The sequence below is a fragment of the Mesorhizobium sp. M0663 genome, from assembly GCF_040320585.1.
Taxonomy (GTDB): Bacteria; Pseudomonadota; Alphaproteobacteria; order Rhizobiales; family Rhizobiaceae; genus Mesorhizobium.
On record NZ_JAMYPX010000003.1, the window covers coordinates 116,774 to 134,823 of the forward strand.

The following is an 18,050-nucleotide window of genomic DNA, read 5'->3' on the forward strand; positions in this document are numbered from 1 at the left end:
CATGCCGGAATGCGGCGCCCCCTAGATTTCATGCGCCGCTTGCGGCCGGCCGAGCATTGTGGCCTGCCGCCTCAGAAGAAGCCGCGATACGCTATCCTTCGCGGCGCCTTTCTTGCCGTGGTGGCGACGCTCACAGCCTCGGCGCTGGCCGGGGCGCCGCAACCGGCGGGGCTTGCCACCAGCCGCACGGATCTGACGCCGAAGGATCTGGCGCGCGTCATCGCCATCACCAGGCCGACCAGCGATTTCTCCAAGCCCGAGCAATTCGAGCTGATGCAGGGCGGCGCCGGCACCTCGAAGAAGGACGTCAACAAGGACGCCTTCTCGCAATCCTCTGCCAACATCAGCTTCGAGGAAGAGGGCACCTTCAAGCTCGGCAACGCCATTTTCCGCAAGAACTGGGTGTCCTCGCCATCCTCGACACAAGCCTCGGATGGGCTCGGTCCGTTGTTCAACGAGCGCGCCTGCCAGAACTGTCATCTGAAGGACGGTCGCGGCCATCCGCCCGAAGGCGACAGCGGCACCACCTCGATGTTTCTGCGCCTGGCAAGGGAAGCCAGTACCGAGGAGGAGAAAGCCGCGCTCGCCGATCACAAGGTGCTCAACTTTCCCGACCCGGTCTATGGCACGCAGCTGCAGGAATTGGCCGTTCCCGGCCTGCAGGGCGAAGGCAGGATGCATGTCGACTATCAGGACGAGAAGGTGAAATTGGCGGACGGCAGCACGGTGTCGCTGCGCAAGCCGAGCTATTCGGTCGACGGTCTCGCCTACGGGGCGCTCGATCCACACACCACGCTGTCGCCGCGCATGACGCCGCCGATGATCGGCCTTGGCCTGGTCGAGCAGATCGCTCCTGCCGACATCCTTACGCGTGCCGATGCGGCCGACCGCGATGGTGACGGGATTTCCGGCAGGCCAAACATAATACGCGACGCCAGCAGCGGTGAACTGACGCTCGGCCGTTTCGGCTGGAAGGCGCAGGCGGCATCGATCCGCCAGCAATCGGCGGACGCTTTTGCCGGCGATATCGGCATTTCGACGCCTGAGGTGCCGAAGCACTGGGGCGATTGCAGCGCCGCGGAAAAGACCTGCCTTGCCCTACCTAACGGTGTACAGGAGCGCCTCGGTCCGGTCGAAGCGCCGCCGCCGGTCATGGACCTCGTGACCTTCTATTCGCAAAACCTTGCCGTGCCGGCCCGGCGCGATCTCGACAGACCGGACGTGCTCGCCGGCAAAAAACTGTTCTACGATATGGGCTGCGTCTCCTGCCATACGCCGAAATTCGTCACCCGTCGCGGCACCCCGAACAAGGCGCAGGCCTTCCAGCTGATCTGGCCTTATTCCGATTTCCTGCTGCATGACATGGGACCCAGCCTTGCCGACGGACAGGCGGTGGGCGAGGCCACGGGAAGCGAATGGCGCACGCCGCCACTGTGGGGCATCGGGCTCACCCAGACCGTCAGCGGCAACACCTTCTTCCTGCATGACGGGCGCGCACGAAGCCTGGCCGAGGCGATTCTGTGGCATGGCGGCGAGGGCCAGAAGGCGCGTGACCGCTTTGCCGCTGCCGATGCGGCCGACCGCGCCGCGCTGATCAAGTTTCTGGAGTCGCTCTGATGCGGAAGCGTCTTGCATTCGCTCTGATGCTGGTCCTCGCCGGTGCGCTGCCGGCATCCGCGGCGGTGAAGGCTTCGGATGTGATCCAGCGGGCGATCGACGGCTTCGTCCGCCCGGCCTATGCCAGACTGCATGACCATGCGGACAGCTTGGCCAAGACCATGCACGCGCTTTGCCAAGCGCCCTCGCGAGACAATCTCGATGCGGCACGCGCCGAATTCTCGGGTGTCGTGGATGCCTGGTCGGTGGTGGAAATCATCCGTTTCGGGCCGATCGCGGAAAACAACCGGCTTGAGCGCATGCTGTTTTGGCCGGACCGCAAGAGCATCGGCCTGAAGCAGGTGCAGGCAGCACTTGCCGGCAAGGATCCGACAGCCGCCGATCCGGCCCAGCTGGCTACAAAGAGCGTCGCCATGCAAGGGCTCGGCGCACTGGAATTCGTCCTCTACGGCGACGGAGCCGGTCAATTGGTCGGCAGGGACGACGCCTATCGCTGCGCCTACGGTGCGGCCATTGCCGGCAATGTCGAGACGATTGCCGGCGAGGTTGGCGATGCCTGGAACGAGCCCAACGGCTTTGCCGCGCTCTGGGCCAATCCGGGTCCGCAGAACGCGCTCTACCACGACGGAACTGAAGCGGTGACCGAACTGGTCGGCGTCTTCATCAACGAGCTGGAAATGGTCCGCGACGTACGCCTGAAAGGCTTCCTGGGCGCCAAGCCGGAGGCCGACAAACCGAAACAGGCGATCTATTGGCGCTCGCAAAACACCGCCCGCTCGCTGACCGGGAATCTGGCGGGCATGGACACGCTGTTCCAGGCCTCGCAGCTTGGCGACGCGCTGCCGCCCGATGCGCGCTGGATGGCAGAATCGGTCCACATCCAGCTCACCAACGGGATCGAGGCGGCCAAGGCGATCAGGGGACCGATCGACAAGGCACTTGCCGATCCGGCGCTGCGCCAGAAGCTCGACTATTTCTCGCTGGTGACATCCAGCCTGACGACCCTGATCGGCACCAGGCTGACCGCCGAATTCGGCCTGACCGCCGGGTTCTCGTCATTGGATGGCGACTGATCATGAGGACGCCGCTGATCGATCGGCGCGAATTCCTGAGGGCCGCAGGCGCTGGTTTCGCAGCGGCGATGGCGCCGTCGGCCTGGGCAAAGACACTCGACACCGACGCGGTCTTCGCCACCGCTTTCGTCAAGCGCGACGGCAGCAATGGCGCGGCCGTCCTGTCCGAGGCCGGCAAGTTGTTGCACACGATCGATCTGCCCGATCGGGGCCACGACGTTACCTTCGACCCGGTGTCGAAGCGTTCGGTGGTGTTTGCCAGGCAGCCGGGCACTTTTGCTGTCGTCTTCGACCACACCGGCCGCGATGAACCGCAGACCGTTGCCAGCGTTGCCGGCCGGCATTTCTTCGGCCACGGCGTGTTCTCGGCCGACGGTACGCTGCTCTACGCCACCGAGAACGATTTCGACAATGCCGCCGGCGTCGTCGGCGTCTATGACGCGCATGCGAAATTCAAGCGCATCGGCGAGTTTCCGACCTACGGCACAGGCCCGCACGAGCTTTTGCTGCTTTCCGACGGCAGGACGATCGCTGTGGCTAATGGCGGCATCGAGACGCATCCGGATTATGGCCGCGCCGAGATCAACATCGCAACGATGAAGCCTTCCTATGTTCTGGTCGACCGCCTTACCGGCGATCTCACCGAAAAGCACGAATTGCCGCCGGCGCTGCACCAATTGTCGATCCGCCATATGGATGCCGACCGGTCCGGCACCGTCTGGTTCGGCTGTCAATACAGGGGGCCGGGTACCGATCGTCCCCCGCTGGTTGGCCGCGCGCCGCGCGGCAAGGACTTGCAATTGCTCGATATGTCGCAGGATGTGCTCTCCGGCTTCAGGAACTATATCGGCTCGGTCGCCGCCAATCCTGCCGCCGGCACCATCGCCGTGTCTTCGCCTGAGGGGAATTCGCTTGCCGTGATCGATGCGGCCAGCAGCCGCGTCGTCGCTACCAAGGCTCTGGTCGAGGTCTGTGGCGTGGCGCCCGATGGGAAAGGCTTCATGGCGACGACGGGTGCCGGCGAAATCATCGAAGCCGGTGGCGCGACCCGTTCCGAGCCGGACTATGTCTGGGATAATCACGTGCTGCGTATCGAGCAGGTCGGCTAGTCCCGATACCTATTGTGGCGATTGCGTGCGTTGGAACTTACATTCTTGGACCCGCCCGAAGCCAAGTCGCCTGACGATTTATCCATTATGCCCTTGCGGGGATCAGCCCTGGCGGGCAGAGGGAAGCTGTTTTCGAAACTGTCTCAACCGGCCGCTTCATGAAATTGCTTGCCATCGACTGTGCCGCCAATCTCTGCGCCGCCTGCGTCTACGACGCGGCGGCCGGGAAAGAACTCGGCCGTTCGGTGCTCGATCTCGGTAAGGGTCATGCCGAGCATCTGATGGGTGTCATCGAAAAGGCGTTGGGGACCAGCAGAACCGACTATTCCGGCCTCGGCGCCATTGCCGTTTCGACGGGTCCGGGCTCCTTCACCGGTCTGCGCGTCGGCGTCTCGGCGGCGCGCGGCCTTGCGCTGGCGCTGAAAATACCGGCGATCGGCGTGACGACTCTTGAAGCATTGGCGGCGCAAGCAAGAGCGACGTTTCCCGGCCGCGCCGCGCTCGCCGCGCTCGATGCAGGGCGCGAGGAAATCCATGCGGCACTCTACGATGAAGCATCCGTTTTGATTTACGGTCCCTCGGTGACCACGCTCTCGCAAGCCGCCGCCATCGCGGTTGACAGCTCCGCGGTTCTGGCCGGTACGGCGGCAACGCAAATTGCCGCCTCGGCCGGGCGCGCCTTCGACGTCGGCGCGACAGCGGCCACCGCCGACATCGCCGTCTATGCCCGGCTGGCCGCCGCCCAACGTGCCGGTAAACATGGCGAGAGCGAAAAACCGAAACCGCTCTATCTGCGCGGCGCCGACGCAAAGCCGCAGGCCGGCTTTATTCTATCTAGGCAAGACCACGATCCCAAAAAGTGGAAACCGGTTTTGGGAAAAGATCATGGTCCAAACGGAAACAAGTCCTGATGCGCATTCCCTTCCTCCAGCCGCGCCGCAGGGACTATGCGCTCGAGCCGCTGACGGTTGCCGACAGCGCGGCCATGTCGGTGCTGCATCGCGAGGATTTCGCGCGGCCGTGGACCGACGACGAATTCGCCGCGCTGCTCGAGCAGGACACGGTGTTCGGCTATGCCGCGCGCGAGACCGGACAGGGTGCCAAGCCGCCGGTCGGCTTCGTGCTGGCGCGGCTGGCGGCCGGCGAGGGGGAGATCCTGACGGTCGCGGTGGCACGCTCGCATCGGCGCCGGGGGCTCGGCTGGCAATTGATGGATGCGGTGCTGCGTGAACTGCACGCACAGCGCGCCGAGGCGCTTTTCCTCGAGGTCGACGAGACCAATGTCGCCGCGACCGCGCTCTACCGGCGGTTCGGCTTCCGCGAGGTCGGCAAGCGCGCCAACTATTACAAGTCGCCGGAGCACGGCCCGACCGGCGCGCTTGTCATGCGCCGCGATCTTCGCTAGCCAAACGCCGGGGTGGTGCGGATGATAGGAAAAATCAGGATTTTCCTGGCCCTTGGGCTGGTTGTCGTCGGCTCATTGGTGCTTGTTCCTTTGCAGATACTGTCGATGAGGACCGGACTCTGGCGCGAAACCTTCATCCTGAAGATCTGGCACAGGATGATCGTCAGGGCGCTGGGGCTGCGCATCCATGTCAAGGGAGCGCTGTCCGGCCAGCGCCCATTGCTGGTTGCGTCCAACCACATCTCCTGGACCGACATCATGGTGCTGGGGTCGATGGTCGACGTGACGTTCATCGCCAGGGCCGATATGGCCGGCTGGCCGTTGATCGGCATGCTATCGAAGCTGCAACGCACGGTCTTCATCGAACGTGAGCGCAAGCGTTCGTCGGGCGACCAGGCGAGCGAGATCGCCGGCCGCATGGCCAAGGGCGACGCCATGGTGCTGTTCGCCGAAGGCTCGACCGGCGACGGCAACATGATCCTGCCGTTCAAGAGCACGCTGTTCGGCGCCGCCACAGTAGCAATTGCGGAAGGGGCGGCCGAACAGGTCTTCATTCAGCCGGTGGCGATCGTCTATACGCGCCTGCATGGCGTGCCGCTCGGCCGCCGGCATCGGCCGGTTGCCGCCTGGATCGGCGACGAGGAGCTGATGCCGCACCTCAAGGTGCTGATGGCCGAGGGCGCCCTCGACGTCGAGGTGCATTTTGGCGAGGCGATCGCCTTTTCCAAGGGCTCCAGCCGCAAGGAGACGGCAAAGCAGATGGAACGCCAGGTGCGCGAGATGGTACAAGCGGCGCTCGCCGAACCGCGTCCGAGCCGGTAGGCTGCGCAGGTTCCGGCCAGATTCGTCTGTTTTTTGTCGGGGAAAGGCGCTAGAAGCCGCGAAATGGAATTGAACACGATAGAACGCGACGACATCGGCGCTGCCGCCGAAAACCTGGTCGTTCCGGCTGCCGCGACCAGAAAGGTCTTCGTCAAGACCTATGGCTGCCAGATGAACGTTTACGATTCGCAGCGCATGACCGATGCGCTGGCGGCCGACGGCTATGCCGCGACAGACGCTATCGGCGAGGCCGATCTGGTGCTGCTCAACACCTGCCACATCCGCGAGAAAGCGGCGGAAAAAGTCTATTCCGAACTTGGGCGCATCCGTGAGTTGAAGGCGGAACGTGCGAAGACCGGGCGCGAAATGCTGGTCGGCGTCGCCGGCTGCGTGGCGCAGGCCGAGGGTGCCGAGATCATCCGCCGCTCGCCGGCCGTCGACCTGGTCATCGGCCCGCAGACCTACCACCGGCTGCCCGGTGTGCTGGCGAGGGCGCGGAGCGGCGAAAAGATCGTCGAGACCGACTATGCCGTCGAGGACAAGTTCGAGTATCTGCCGCAGCCGAAGCGCGCCGAACTGATCAGGCGCGGCGTGACGGCGTTCTTGACCGTTCAGGAAGGCTGCGACAAGTTCTGCACCTTCTGTGTCGTGCCCTATACGCGCGGCTCGGAAGTCTCGCGGCCGGTCGCACAGATCGTCGCCGAGGCCGAGCGCCTGGCGGATGCCGGCGTGCGTGAGCTGACGCTGCTCGGCCAGAACGTCAATGCCTGGCATGGAAGAGGCGAAAACGGCGAGGAATGGGGCCTTGGCCGGCTGCTGTTCAGGCTGGCCGAGATTCCGGGCCTGGCGCGGCTGCGCTACACAACCAGTCATCCGCGCGACATGGAGGATGAATTGATCGCCGCCCATCGTGATTTGCCGACGCTGATGCCCTATCTACATTTACCGGTGCAGTCCGGCTCCGACCGCATACTCAAGGCGATGAACCGCAGGCATATGGCCAAGGACTATCTGACGTTGATCGACCGCATCCGTGCCGCACGGAACGACATCGCACTGTCCGGCGATTTTATTGTCGGCTTTCCCGGTGAGACGGAAGCCGATTTCGAGGCGACGATGCAGTTGGTCGAAGACGTCAACTATGCCTCGGCCTTCTCGTTCAAATATTCTCCGCGCCCCGGCACGCCGGGCGCCGAGATGAGCGATCACGTGCCGGAGGCCGTCAAGGACGAGCGCCTGCAGCGGCTGCAGGCGCTGCTGCTGAAACAGCAGCAGGATTTCGGCACCAGCCTGATCGGCAGGACCATCGACACGCTGATCGAAAAGCCGGGCCGCCAGGCCGGCCAGAAGGTTGGCCGCTCGCCCTGGCTGCAGCCGGTTATTGTTGATGAAAAGGCCGGCGAAATCGGTGACATTATCCAGGTACGAATCACGAAGACGGGCTACAACAGCCTGTTCGCCGAATTGGCCTGAAGGCCTCGGCAGATGAGGAGAGACGGTTGAGCGCTGCTGAAGTCAAGAACCTGCCCCAGAATCTACCCTCGGGGGCCTCGGATATGGCGCACATCGTACTGACTTTCGACAATAACAAGCTTGCCAGCGCCCTTTACGGCCAGTTCGACGAGAATCTGGCCAGGCTCGAGCAGAAGCTCGGCGTCGACATCCGCTCGCGCGGCAACCAATTGACGATCAAGGGCTCTTCCTCGGCCGCCGAGCAGGCGCGCCGCGCCTTGGACAATCTTTATGGCATTCTGCAGAAAGGCACCGACATCGGCCAGTCCGATGTCGACGGCGCCGTGCGCATGGCGATCGCCAGCGACGACCAGCTGACGCTGCCGACGCTGGAGCGCAAGGGCAAGGTGTCCGCCGCCCAGATATCGACGCGCAAGAAGACGATCTATGCCCGCTCGCTGAACCAAGACGCCTACATGCGCGCGCTGGAGCGGTCGGAACTCGTCTTCGGCATCGGCCCGGCCGGCACCGGAAAGACCTATCTGGCGGTGGCGCATGCGGCAATGCTGCTCGAACGCGGCATGGTCGAACGCATCGTGCTGTCGCGCCCCGCGGTCGAGGCCGGCGAACGGCTTGGCTTTCTGCCGGGTGACATGAAGGAGAAGGTCGATCCCTATCTGCGGCCGCTCTATGACGCGCTCTACGACATGATGCCGGCCGACAAGGTCGAGCGGGCGATTGCTGCTGAGGTCATCGAGATCGCGCCGCTGGCGTTCATGCGCGGCCGTACGCTGGCGCACGCTGCCGTCATCCTCGACGAGGCGCAGAACACCACGCCGATGCAGATGAAGATGTTCCTGACCCGGCTCGGCGAGAACTCGCGCATGATCGTCACCGGCGATCCGACCCAGATCGATCTGCCGCCAAACACCAAATCCGGCCTGGTCGAGGCGCTGAGAATCCTCGACGGCGTCACCGGCATGGTGACCGTACGCTTCAATGAAGGCGACGTCGTCAGGCATCCGCTGGTCGCCGAGATCGTCAAGGCCTACGACCGTGACGGCAAGCTGGCCAGGGGCCTGGGTGTCGAAAGCTGATATGATTATGCGGCCGCATGGCTGAGGAGCAAAAGGCGGGGGGACCGCTTCCCGTCGAAATCGATATCGCGATCGAGGCGGGCGACTGGCCCGACGAGGCAGCGCTGATGCGGCTTGTCGACCGTGCCGTCTCGGCCGCCTTTGCCGAAACCGGTGCGGACGGCCGTTCCGAGCTCAGCATAATCTTTTCCGACGATGCCCATATCCGTACGCTCAATGCCGGCTGGCGCGGCAAGGACAAGCCGACCAACGTCCTGTCTTTTCCAGCTTTTCCGTTCGCCAGGGGCGGGGCTCTGCCGCCGATGCTCGGCGACATCGTGTTGGCCGCCGAGACGGTCGCGCGCGAGGCGGCACTGGAAGACAAGCCGGTCGAGGACCATATCTCTCATCTCGTTATCCATGGCCTGCTGCATTTGCTGGGCTACGATCACGAAACCGACGCCGAAGCGGAACTGATGGAAGCGACAGAGCGCGCAGCACTTGCGAGGCTTGCCATTCCCGATCCCTACACGTAATTACAAAAGACCAATTGACCGGACGATGATGAACGACAAACCAGAGACTGCCGCCCGCTCCGACGCCGGCAGTGTGATCAAGCCTTCCGAAACGACGGAAGAGGGGCCGAGTACCACGACCGGCAGCTTCGCCAGCGAGGCATCGCCTGCCGGTCCTTCCCTGTTCGATCGCGTGCTCGGGCTTTTCAGGCACCGCAACGGCACCAGCCTGCGCGAGGAGATTGCCGGTGCGCTTGCCGAAACGGCGAGCGATGCAGAATCCTTCTCGCCCGGCGAACGCGCCATGCTCAACAACATCCTGCGCCTGCGCGAAGTGCGGGTCGAGGACGTCATGGTGCCGCGCGCCGACATCGAGGCGGTCGAGATCACCACGAAGCTCGGCGACCTTCTGGGGTTGTTCGAGCAGTCCGGCCATTCCCGCATGCCGGTCTATTCGGAGACGCTCGACGACCCGCGCGGCATGGTCCATATCCGCGACGTGCTGGCGCACATCACCAAGGTCGCCCGCGTCAGAAAGGGCAGGACGACCAGGAAAACCCCGGTCGCGACTGTTCTCGATCTCGCCCAGGTCGATCTGGCGCGCACCATCGGCGATCTCAACCTGATCCGACCGGTGCTGTTCGTGCCGCCGTCGATGCTCGCCTCCGACCTGATGGGGCGGATGCAGACGACGCGGACCCAGATGGCTTTGGTCATCGACGAATATGGCGGTACTGACGGTCTCGTCTCGCTCGAGGACATCGTCGAGATGGTGGTCGGCGACATCGAGGACGAGCATGACGAAGACGAGCCGATGATCACCCAGGCCGGTGAAGGCGTCTTCATCGTCGACGGCAAGGCCGAGATCGACGATGTCGCCAAGATGATCGGCGAGGATTTCGCCGCCGGCGAGCACGGTGAATATGTCGACACGATCGGCGGCATGATCTTCAACACGCTTGGCCGGGTGCCGGCGCGCGGCGAAGTGGTGCAGGCCATACCCGGCTTCGAGTTCCATGTGCTCGACGCCGATCCGCGCCGCGTCAAGCGCGTGCGCATCGTCGAGACCCTGAAGGGCGAGCGCCGCCGCCGCGCCGTCCGCACCGAGCAGGCTTGAAGGACGCGGCTTGCCCGATGCCGGTTGAGGACCCGTTCAAGCACTCAACCTTGGGCTCGGGTGTCTTCTACCAGAATCCGCGGGCCGCATTGACATGGCTTGAAAAGGCTTTCGGCTTCGAGCCGAGCATGGTGGTCAGCGATGCTAATGGCAGGCTCGTCCATTCCGAGATGCGGTTCGGCGACGGCTATATCATCGTCGATTCCGAATGGGCCGACCCTATAGCCAGCCCGGCTTCAGTTGCAGGCAAGAACACGCAGTCGGTCTATGTACGTCTCAAGGACGGGATAGATGCCCACTGCGATCGTGCAAGGGCGGCGGGAGCCGAGATCGTCGAGGGGCCTGCCGACCAGCTCTACGGTGAACGGCAGTACAGGGCGCGCGATCCTGAAGGCCATATCTGGACCTTTTCCCAGACTGTCCGCTCCGTCCCACGCGAAGAGGCTGAGCGGCTGGGCGGACTGAAGATCGAAGGCTGGCATCGATAGCTATGAGCGGACTTGTTCGCTCTTATCCGGTTTGGAGCCAAGCCCGCGGCCTGATAAATCTTGCTTCCTGATTCGCACGACTCGGAAGCATAGATGGAGCGCCAGGCCGGCCGGATAATTCTGCTTTGGGGCTGGCGGCGCGCGCTGGTTGCGTTTCTTGCCGGGGCGCTGGCGGTTCTTGCCCAGGCGCCGTACGATTTCTTCGCCGTCTGTTTCGTTTCGTTTCCCCTGCTGGTGTGGCTACTCGACGGCGCGACCGGCGAAGCCTCGGACGGTTTTCTGCGGCGCTTGCTGCCGGCTTTCGCCATCGGCTGGTGGTTCGGTTTCGGCTACTTTCTTGCCGGTCTCTGGTGGGTCGGCTCGGCGCTGCTGGTCGAGGCCGACAGCTTTGCCTGGGCCTTGCCGTTCGCGGTGGTCGGCATCCCCCTCGCGCTCGCCTTCTTCTATGGCTTCGCCGCTGTGGTCGCCCGGCTGTTGTGGAGCAATGACATCGGCCGCATCGCGGCACTTGCCTTCGGCTTTGCCTTGGCGGAATGGCTGCGCGGCTTCCTGTTCACCGGCTTTCCGTGGAATGCCGTCGGCTATGCGGCGATGCCGGTACCTTTGCTGATGCAGAGCGTCTCGGTGACCGGCATGGTCGGCATGGACGCGCTTGCGGTCTTCGTCTTTGCGCTGCCGGCGCTGCTTGCGGCGCGCCGGCATCTCCGCCTCGGCGCGGCATTGCTTGTCGTTCTCGTCGCCGCCCATGCCGGCTTCGGCTATATCCGGCTCGCCGCCCCCGAAAAGCCGGCCGCCCGCAGCCTTGACGTCCGTATCGTGCAGCCTGCCGTCGACCTTACGGAAAAATGGGATACCTCGGTGCGTGACCGTATCTTCGCCACCATGATGGGGCTTTCGGCCAAGGCGCCGGAACCCGGCCATGACAGGCCGCAATTGATCCTGTGGCCGGAGACGTCCGTGCCGTTTCTGTTCACCGAACGTCCGGATGCCCTGCCTGCGATCGGAGAGATGCTTGGCGATGGCCAGATGCTGGTCGCCGGCGTCGTTCGCGAGGAAGGCGGCTCGGCGGCCGGCAGCCGTTACTACAACTCTGTGGTGGCGATCGACGAAAGGGGCGAAATCGTCGATGCCGTCGACAAGGTCCACCTGGTACCCTTCGGCGAATACCTGCCTTTCGCCGATCTGCTCGGCCGCTTCGGGCTTGAGCAGCTTGTTGCCGGTCCAATGACCTTCGCGGCGGGCAATGAGCGGCATCCGATCGCGCTGCCCGGCGGTATCCGGGCGCTGCCGTTTATTTGCTATGAGGTCATCTTTCCCGATCTGGTCGCAGTTGACGCAACGTCAGCCGAGCTTATTGTGAACGTCACCAATGACGCCTGGTTCGGCGACACGCCGGGGCCGTACCAGCACTTCAGGCAGGCGCAGATCCGGGCGGTGGAGAATGGGGTGCCCCTGTTGCGCGCGGCTAATAACGGCATTTCGGCCGTTGTCGACCCGCGCGGTCGCATCGTCGACGCGCTGGCAATCGATGCACGCGGCGCGATCGATGTGCGGGTGCCGATCTCCAACCAAGCCATCGTTTCCTCCGGCCAGCGACGCATTAACGGAATGCTGATCATGTTTTTGCTTGCCGTTGCGGCATGCATTTTGAACGTAAGGCAAAGGCTACGGGCGAATTGACAGCCGACACATTAGAAACTCATACTGTAAGCGCCTGAAAATTTTCGAAGTCGATAAGGTCGTTCTGTTGGGGCACGGGCCGCGGCGTCGTTTGGGCAGCAAAATAGAAAAAGCCGGAAAAATTCGGCGAGGAAAAAATGACAGAAGAAAACAAGAAAAAGCCGAATCCGATCGACATCCACGTCGGAAGCCGCATCCGGCTTCGCCGCAATATGCTGGGAATGAGCCAGGAAAAACTGGGTGAAAACCTCGGCATAACGTTCCAGCAGATCCAAAAGTACGAAAAGGGCACCAATCGCGTCGGCGCCAGCCGTTTGCAGGCAATCGCCTCCATACTCGGCGTCCCCGTCGCCTTCTTTTTCGAGGATGCGCCCGGTCAGGAGCCCGTGGGCAACCGTGGATTTGCCGAGGATGCTTCGATGACCTCCGCCGTCGAATTCTGCGGCAGCCCGGAAGGCCTCCAGCTGAATCGCGCCTTCGTCAAGATCGCCGACGTGAAAGTGCGCCGCAAGATCATCGAGCTGGTGAAGTCGCTTTCCACCGACGAAGTCGATTGACTGGCCCGTGAAGAGTTCAACAAGGAAGGGGTCGCCGTAGCTGGGCATGCAATTTCTCGCGGCTGCGCGCATTGAGGGATGTTCATTCCGCAGATGCGCTGAAGCGCAGGTCGATTTCGCTCGACACGCTTCCTCGAAGCCGTTTTCCTCAGTCTGTTGGTGCAAGGGCTGATCGCAGTGCGCCCTGCCGCCGTCTCGGGATGCAAAGATAATAACGTCAAAATTCATGCCAGAACGGCTGCATGGCTTGACGAGCGACGCCCGGCACCGTTAACAACTGGCGCGCCAAAATCGGCGGCCTGCCGATATTTTTTTCAAGAGGGGACACCCGTGACGCGGCACAATTACTTCTTCACCTCGGAATCCGTTGCCGAGGGCCATCCCGACAAGGTCTGCGACCGCATCTCCGACGAGATTGTCGATCTCGTCTATCGCGAAGCCAGAAAGACCGGCATGGACCCGTGGAAGGTCCGCGTTGCCTGCGAGACGCTTGCGACGACCAATCGCGTTGTCATCGCCGGCGAGGTGCGCGTCCCCGAGACGCTGCTCAAGAAGGACAAGGAGGGCAACGTCCTGAAGGATGCGGCCGGCCATCCGATTGTCAACCCGGCCAAGTTCAAGTCGGTCGCTCGCAAGGCGATCCGCGAAATCGGCTACGAGCAGGCCGGTTTCCACTGGAAGACAGCCAAGATCGAGGTCCTGCTGCACGGCCAGTCGCCGGATATCGGCCAAGGCGTCGATAACGCCTCCGACCGGCAAGGCGAGGAGGGAGCCGGCGACCAGGGCATCATGTTTGGCTATGCCTGCCGCGAAACCCCGGACCTGATGCCGGCGCCGATCTATTACAGCCACAAGATCCTCGAATTGCTGGCGGCTGCGCGCCATGAAGGCAGCGGTGATGCCGGCAGGCTCGGGCCGGATGCCAAGAGCCAGGTCACCGTCCGCTATGTCGACGGCAAAGCGGCGGAAGTGACGCAGATCGTGCTGTCGACCCAGCATCTCGATGAGACGTGGGATTCGAAGAAGGTGCGCAACGTCGTCGAGCCCTATATTCGCGAAGCACTGGGCGACCTGAAGATTGCCGACAATTGCAACTGGTATATCAATCCGACCGGCAAGTTCGTCATCGGCGGGCCTGATGGCGACGCCGGCCTGACCGGCCGCAAGATCATCGTCGACACTTATGGTGGGGCTGCGCCTCATGGCGGCGGCGCTTTTTCTGGCAAGGACACCACCAAGGTCGACCGCTCGGCGGCCTATGCGGCGCGTTATCTCGCCAAGAACGTGGTTGCCGCAAAGCTCGCCGATCGCTGCACCATCCAGCTTTCCTATGCGATCGGTGTCGCCCAGCCGCTGTCGATCTACGTCGACCTGCACGGCACCGGCAAGGTCGACGAGGCAAAACTCGAGCGTGCACTGCGCGCCGTGATGGACCTGTCGCCGTCCGGCATCCGCCGCCACCTCGATCTCAACAAGCCGATCTATGCCAAGACGTCGTCCTACGGCCATTTTGGCCGCAAGGCCGGCCGCGACGGATCCTTCTCCTGGGAGAAGACCGATCTCGCCAAGGCGCTCAAGGACGCTCTCGCCGAACCGGTCGCCGAAGCAGTCGCCGCCTAACCGCGGCGCCTATGGATCCGAAGGACCGGCCAAGCCGTGCGACCGAGGCCTTTTTCGGTCGCCGGCGCGGCAAGACCATTCGACCACAACAGGCAGCGGCGCTGGAGAGCGGCTTCGCCGCCTACAGGCTCGATCTGACGGTTGAACCGCCGGCCGACTTGCGCAGCCTTTTCGAAGCCGAAGTTTCGGCTGTCCAGCTCGAAATCGGTTTTGGCGGCGGCGAACATCTTCTGCACCGTGCTACGGCCAGCCAGGCGACCGGCTTTATCGGCGTCGAGCCTTTCGTCAACGGCATGGCCAAGATGATGATGGCGGTCCGGGAGCGGCCGCTTGCCAATCTGCGCGTCTATGACGACGACGCCACACGTCTGCTGGACTGGCTGCCGCAGGCTTCGCTTGACGGCATTGACCTTCTCTATCCGGATCCGTGGCCGAAGAAGAAGCACTGGAAGCGGCGCTTCGTCAGCCCGGTCAATCTCGACCGCTTCGCGCGCGTCCTGAAGCACGGCGGAAAGTTCCACTTTGCGTCCGATATCGATAGCTATGTGAACTGGACGCTCCTGCATTGTCGGGCGCACGACGCCTTCACGTGGCAGGCAAGCGAAGCAGCCGACTGGCACCGGCCCTATGATGGCTGGCCGGGGACGCGCTATGAGGCCAAGGCCATTCGCGAAGGCCGACGGCCCGCCTATCTCACCTTCGTGCGGAAATAAGCGGGAAAGTAGAGCTGAGCACAAGGCGAGCGGGCCGAAGGCTCTCGGCGCTCACTTGGCTCAGAAGCGACGGATCTTGTCGAAGGCTGCCGGCTCCATGCCGAGATTGCGCAGATCATGCGCACGCGGCTTGCGACCGCTTTCCACAGCCCGGGACGCGGCTACGGCGCTGCCGAACACGCTAAAGACATCGCCTATGGCTGAAAAAAATCCACGATTGTTCATGATGGTACCCTTTTGAGCGCCGTGAGCGCTCCAATTGTGCAATGCAACATAGATAGTCGTGCGTGGCCGGTGCTCAAAGGGGGATCACTGCACGGGCGCCATGCATTTGGCGCAGCGCTGCGGACTCGGAGCCTTGCCGTCATGCAGGACGGGCTTGAAACGAGGACCACGATCGTCTATATCAGCTTCAAATTCTTGGTCGCTGTGACGAAGAGTGGGTCCACCCGGTCCCGCTCTTTTTTATTACCTGCCGACCAACAGAAATCGAGTGACAGGACCGAATGACAGTGACGGCAAGCGAAGGCGACGACCGCATCATCCGCGAAAGCGGCATCGATGCGCGCATCGCGCTGATCGTTCAGCCGGTACTGCGCGCCATTGGTTTCCGCTTGGTACGTGTGCACCTGTCGGGCCAGAACGGGCTGACGCTGCAGATCATGGCCGAGCGCGAAGACGGCACCATGACGGTCGAGGATTGTGAAGAGGTCAGCCGGGCGGTGTCGCCGGCGCTCGATGTCGATGATCCGATCGAGAAGGCTTATCATCTCGAAGTGTCGTCGCCGGGCATCGACCGGCCGCTGGTCCGCAAATCGGACTTTGCAGCCTGGACCGGCCATCTGGTGAAGATGGAAACATCGGTTCTCGTCGCCGACCGTAAGCGCTTCAAGGGCAAGATCGCCGAAAGCGACGCGGACGGTGTGCTGATCGAGCGTGACAAGGCCGCTTACGGCGAGGAGCCGACGGTACGTGTTCCCTACGATGCGATTGCCGAAGCGCGGCTGATTCTGACCGACGACCTTATCCGCGATGCGCTCTCGAAGGACAATCGGGCGCGCAAGGAAGCCAGGAAACGCCGCGGCGAACCCGAAGACGCACCAGAGGGTGCGGAAGACGAAACCGAACAGGAAATGTGATTGGGCTGCCGGCCGTAAGGGTCGGCAACAAGCTCGGGAGAAAGAAGATGGTTGTAAGCGCCAACAGGCTTGAACTGCTGCAGATCGCCGATGCGGTCGCGCGTGAAAAGTCGATCGACAAGTCGATCGTCATCGCCGCCATGGCCGATGCGATCCAGAAGGCCGCGCGCTCGCGCTACGGCCAGGAAACCAATATCCGCGCCGACATCAATGCCAACACCGGCGAGATGAAGCTGCAGCGGCTGATGGAAGTGGTCGAGAAGGTCGATGACTACGCGACGCAGATTGCCATTTCCTCGGCGCGCGAGCGCAATCCGGACGCCCAGCTCGGCGATTTCATTGCCGAACAGCTACCGCCGATGGATTTTGGCCGCATCGCCGCCCAGTCCGCCAAGCAGGTCATCGTGCAGAAGGTGCGCGAGGCCGAGCGCGACCGGCAATATGATGAATACAAGGACCGTATCGGCGAGATCGTCAACGGTACCGTCAAGCGCGTCGAATACGGCAACGTCATCGTCGATCTCGGCCGCGGCGAAGCGATCATCCGCCGCGACGAGCTGATTCCGCGCGAAAACTACAAGTATGGCGATCGCGTCCGTGCCTATGTCTATGACGTACGCCGCGAACAGCGCGGCCCGCAGATATTCCTGTCGCGCACCCATCCGCAGTTCATGGCGAAGCTGTTCACCATGGAAGTGCCGGAAATCTACGACGGCATCATCGAGATCAAGTCGGTCGCCCGCGATCCGGGTTCGCGCGCCAAGATCGCTGTCATCTCGCGCGACAGCTCCATCGATCCGGTCGGTGCCTGCGTCGGTATGCGCGGCAGCCGCGTCCAGGCGGTCGTCGGTGAATTGCAGGGCGAGAAGATCGACATCATTCCGTGGTCGCCATCGGCGGCGTCCTTCATTGTCAATGCATTGCAGCCGGCGGAAGTCGCCAAGGTCGTGCTCGACGAGGATGCCGAGCGCATCGAGGTCGTCGTTCCCGACGATCAGCTGTCGCTGGCCATCGGCCGCCGCGGCCAGAACGTCCGTCTTGCCTCGCAGCTCACCGGCTGGGATATCGACATCCTGACCGAGCAGGAAGAGAGCGAACGCCGCCAGAAGGAATTCGTCGAACGGTCGTCGCTGTTCATGGAAGCCCTCGACGTCGACGAGATGGTCGGCCAGGTGCTCGCTTCCGAAGGCTTCACCAGCGTCGAGGAGGTCGCGTATGTCGACTCCGGCGAAATCGCGTCGATCGACGGCTTCGACGAGGACACGGCTTCGGAAATCCAGACCCGCGCCCGCGAATATCTGGAGAAGATCGAAGCCGAGCATGACGAGAAGCGCAAGGCGCTCGGCGTCAAGGACGAGCTGCGCGAGATTCCCGGCATCACCACCGCCATGATGGTGACGCTCGGCGAGGACGGCGTGAAGACGATCGAGGATTTCGCCGGCTACGCCGCCGACGACCTGACCGGTTGGAAGGAACGCAAGGACGGCGAGACGAAGGTATTCCCGGGTGTGCTCGCCAACCACGGCGTATCACGCGCCGATGCCGAGCAGATGGTCCTGGCCGCTCGCCTGAAGGCTGGCTGGATCACCGAAGACGAGCTTGCCGCCGAGGGCGTGCCGGCTGACGAAACCGTCGGTGCGTGAGGTGAAACCGCATCGCACCGAACC

At 63.2% G+C, this 18,050-nt stretch carries 18 protein-coding genes; 17 read left to right on the top strand and 1 reads right to left on the bottom strand.

Annotation, left to right across the window (positions count from 1 at the left end; genetic code table 11):
* Positions 1-9: 9 nt before the first annotated feature.
* The 15 genes from NKI54_RS07010 to trmB all read left to right on the top strand — a co-directional run bounded on the left by NKI54_RS07010 (position 10) and on the right by trmB (position 15,244).
* On the top strand, positions 10-1,617 hold the full coding sequence (locus tag NKI54_RS07010; RefSeq protein WP_352691018.1) for a di-heme oxidoreductase family protein: 1,608 nt from the start codon (positions 10-12) through the stop codon (positions 1,615-1,617).
* Complete coding sequence (locus tag NKI54_RS07015) at positions 1,617-2,690, top strand: imelysin family protein (protein ID WP_352635780.1); 1,074 nt, start codon at positions 1,617-1,619, stop codon at positions 2,688-2,690. Before NKI54_RS07010 ends, NKI54_RS07015 begins: the two co-directional genes overlap by 1 nt.
* 2 nt (positions 2,691-2,692) lie before the next feature.
* Positions 2,693-3,799 (top strand): DUF1513 domain-containing protein, encoded by a 1,107-nt coding sequence (locus NKI54_RS07020; RefSeq protein ID WP_352691020.1) that lies wholly within the window; start codon positions 2,693-2,695, stop codon positions 3,797-3,799.
* Between the two features lie 158 nt (positions 3,800-3,957).
* Positions 3,958-4,710 carry a tRNA (adenosine(37)-N6)-threonylcarbamoyltransferase complex dimerization subunit type 1 TsaB gene (gene tsaB / locus NKI54_RS07025; RefSeq protein ID WP_352691022.1) on the top strand — a complete coding sequence of 251 codons (753 nt, stop codon included), beginning with the start codon at positions 3,958-3,960 and terminating at the stop codon, positions 4,708-4,710.
* Positions 4,710-5,204, top strand: coding sequence for a ribosomal protein S18-alanine N-acetyltransferase (gene rimI / locus NKI54_RS07030; RefSeq protein WP_352691024.1), 495 nt, complete (start codon positions 4,710-4,712; stop codon positions 5,202-5,204). The genes tsaB and rimI overlap by 1 nt, the downstream gene beginning before the upstream one ends.
* 21 nt (positions 5,205-5,225) lie before the next feature.
* Complete coding sequence (gene olsA, locus NKI54_RS07035) at positions 5,226-6,026, top strand: lyso-ornithine lipid O-acyltransferase (protein WP_352691026.1); 801 nt, start codon at positions 5,226-5,228, stop codon at positions 6,024-6,026.
* A gap of 63 nt (positions 6,027-6,089) precedes the next feature.
* Positions 6,090-7,499 carry a tRNA (N6-isopentenyl adenosine(37)-C2)-methylthiotransferase MiaB gene (miaB, locus tag NKI54_RS07040; RefSeq protein WP_352691028.1) on the top strand — a complete coding sequence of 470 codons (1,410 nt, stop codon included), beginning with the start codon at positions 6,090-6,092 and terminating at the stop codon, positions 7,497-7,499.
* A gap of 83 nt (positions 7,500-7,582) precedes the next feature.
* Complete coding sequence (locus NKI54_RS07045) at positions 7,583-8,575, top strand: PhoH family protein (protein WP_473556448.1); 993 nt, start codon at positions 7,583-7,585, stop codon at positions 8,573-8,575.
* Positions 8,576-8,592: 17 nt separating this feature from the next.
* On the top strand, positions 8,593-9,090 hold the full coding sequence (gene ybeY / locus NKI54_RS07050; RefSeq protein WP_352691030.1) for an rRNA maturation RNase YbeY: 498 nt from the start codon (positions 8,593-8,595) through the stop codon (positions 9,088-9,090).
* 28 nt (positions 9,091-9,118) lie between these two features.
* Entirely contained in the window at positions 9,119-10,186 is a 1,068-nt protein-coding gene (locus NKI54_RS07055) for a hemolysin family protein (RefSeq protein WP_352691032.1), read from the top strand.
* Positions 10,187-10,203: 17 nt separating this feature from the next.
* Positions 10,204-10,674, top strand: a complete 471-nt coding sequence (locus tag NKI54_RS07060; RefSeq protein ID WP_352691034.1) for a VOC family protein — start codon at positions 10,204-10,206, stop codon at positions 10,672-10,674.
* Positions 10,675-10,767: 93 nt separating this feature from the next.
* Positions 10,768-12,354 (top strand): apolipoprotein N-acyltransferase, encoded by a 1,587-nt coding sequence (lnt, locus tag NKI54_RS07065; RefSeq protein WP_352576933.1) that lies wholly within the window; start codon positions 10,768-10,770, stop codon positions 12,352-12,354.
* A gap of 137 nt (positions 12,355-12,491) precedes the next feature.
* Positions 12,492-12,911, top strand: a complete 420-nt coding sequence (locus tag NKI54_RS07070) for a helix-turn-helix domain-containing protein (RefSeq protein WP_023676895.1) — start codon at positions 12,492-12,494, stop codon at positions 12,909-12,911.
* Positions 12,912-13,241: 330 nt separating this feature from the next.
* The gene (gene metK, locus NKI54_RS07075; protein WP_023676896.1) at positions 13,242-14,531 is read left to right on the top strand and encodes a methionine adenosyltransferase; all 1,290 of its coding nucleotides are present in this window, start codon (positions 13,242-13,244) and stop codon (positions 14,529-14,531) included.
* Positions 14,532-14,542: 11 nt separating this feature from the next.
* Positions 14,543-15,244 (top strand): tRNA (guanine(46)-N(7))-methyltransferase TrmB, encoded by a 702-nt coding sequence (gene trmB, locus NKI54_RS07080; RefSeq protein WP_352614602.1) that lies wholly within the window; start codon positions 14,543-14,545, stop codon positions 15,242-15,244.
* A gap of 60 nt (positions 15,245-15,304) precedes the next feature.
* Here trmB and NKI54_RS07085 read toward each other — a convergent pair whose 3' ends face one another.
* Positions 15,305-15,469 (bottom strand): hypothetical protein, encoded by a 165-nt coding sequence (locus NKI54_RS07085; protein WP_352448601.1) that lies wholly within the window; start codon positions 15,467-15,469, stop codon positions 15,305-15,307.
* A gap of 281 nt (positions 15,470-15,750) precedes the next feature.
* Between NKI54_RS07085 and rimP the strand changes: the two genes are divergently transcribed.
* Together rimP and nusA are read left to right on the top strand one after the other, a co-directional pair.
* On the top strand, positions 15,751-16,383 hold the full coding sequence (rimP, locus tag NKI54_RS07090) for a ribosome maturation factor RimP (RefSeq protein WP_023676900.1): 633 nt from the start codon (positions 15,751-15,753) through the stop codon (positions 16,381-16,383).
* 47 nt (positions 16,384-16,430) lie between these two features.
* Positions 16,431-18,026 carry a transcription termination factor NusA gene (gene nusA / locus NKI54_RS07095; RefSeq protein WP_023676901.1) on the top strand — a complete coding sequence of 532 codons (1,596 nt, stop codon included), beginning with the start codon at positions 16,431-16,433 and terminating at the stop codon, positions 18,024-18,026.
* The last annotated feature ends 24 nt before the right edge of the window (positions 18,027-18,050 follow it).